Raw genomic sequence first — 1,688 nt, 5'->3', positions numbered from 1 at the left:
GCCGCCACCGCCACGACGGCGTCAAGCGCCCCCACGCGCTGTCCCGGCCCACGGTCGTCGTCACCGGCGTCGGCCTCGACGGTGACGGCGCGCCGTACTGCCTCGATGCCGACCGACCCCAGCACCCCGCGCCCCGACCAGCCGACCTCCCGGCCCACCGACCCGCCGACCCCGCAGCCGACCGCCGGGCCCGCCCGCCGTGACCTGCTCCGCACCGGACTGGCCACCGGCGCCGCCACCGCCCTCGGCCTCGCCGCCGCCGCCACCGGCCGGGCGGACGCCGCCCCCGCCGACGGCCCCGGCGCCACTCCCCCCGACCGCACCCTCACCCTCACCGGCCACCTGCCCACCGGCGCCCCCGACTTCGTGTACCTCCCGGTCGAGGTCCCCGAGGGCGTCCGCGAGCTGGCCGTCTCCTACGGCTACGACAAGCCCCCGGTCCCGGCCGGCACCCCCGGCAACTCCTGCGACATCGGCCTCTTCGACGAGCGCGGCACCGACCTCGGCGGCCCCGGCTTCCGCGGCTGGTCCGGCGGCTTCCGCACCGCGTTCAGCCTCTCCCGCGGCGCCGCGACCCCCGGCTACCTCCCCGGCCCGATCAACCCCGGCACCTGGCACGTGGTCCTCGGCCCCTACCAGGTCGCCCCGCAGGGCCTGGAGTACCACGTCGAGGTCACCCTCCGGTTCGGCCCGCCCGGGCCGCGGTTCACCCCGCACTACCCGGCGGAGCGGGCCCGCGGCCGCGGCCGGGCCTGGTACCGGGGCGACTGCCACCTGCACACCGTCCACTCCGACGGGCGGCGCAAGCCCGAGGAGGTGGCGGCCGGGGCGCGCGCGGCCGGCCTGGACTTCATCGTCTCGACCGACCACAACACCAGCGCCTCGCACGCCGTCTGGGGCCCGCTGGCCAGCCCCGACCTGCTGATCCTGCCGGGCGAGGAGATCACCACCCGCAACGGCCACTGGCTGGCCCTCGGCCTGGAGCCCGGCCAGTTCGTCGACTGGCGCTACCGCTCGCGCGACGAGGAGTACCCCCGCTTCGTCCGCCAGGTCCACCGGGCCGGCGGCCTGGTCGTGCCCGCGCACCCGTACTGCCCGTACGTCGCCTGCCAGTGGAAGTTCGGCTACGAGGAGGCCGACGCCGTCGAGGTGTGGAACGGCCCCTGGACGTACGACGACGAGTCGGCGGTGGACACCTGGGACGGCCGGCTCGCCGTCGCCCTGCGCGAGGGCCGCTCCTGGCTGCCCGCCCTGGGCAACAGCGACGCCCACAGCGAACCGCAGGTCATCGGCTCCCCCCACACCGTGGTGCTGGCCGAGGACCTCAGCCGGGACGCGATCCTCGACGGGCTGCGCGCCGGGCGCAGCTGGCTGGCCGAATCCTCGGCCGTCGAGGTGGACTTCACCGTGACCGGGCACGGCCGCCGGGTGGGCATCGGCGAGGAGCTGACCGTCCCGGCCGACGCCCCGCTGGACGTCCGGCTCACCGTCTCCGGCGTGCCCGGCGGGACGGTGCGCCTCCTCACCGACGAGGGGCAGATGCACCAGGAGTCGCTGCCCGCCGACGGCGCCGGCACCGTGGTCTGGCGCACCACCGCCTCGCTCGCCGCCTACGTCCGGGCCGAGGTGCGCCACCCGAAGGCGGACGGCACCCCGGGCAGGGGCAACGCGATGGGCCCGGACCTGCC

1 protein-coding gene is annotated in these 1,688 nt (G+C 77.3%); it reads left to right on the top strand.

All coding sequences use genetic code 11. From position 1 onward, the window contains the following. Positions 1 to 105: 105 nt before the first annotated feature. Positions 106 to 1,688 (top strand): CehA/McbA family metallohydrolase (locus ACIQOV_RS40455; RefSeq protein WP_401056005.1); only part of this gene is annotated, 1,583 nt, incomplete at its 3' end.

It is taken from the genome of Kitasatospora sp. NPDC091257 (assembly GCF_044757675.1).
Lineage (GTDB): Bacteria > Actinomycetota > Actinomycetes > Streptomycetales > Streptomycetaceae > Kitasatospora > Kitasatospora lactacystinica.
This window is presented reverse-complemented; position numbering and strand designations above follow the sequence as displayed.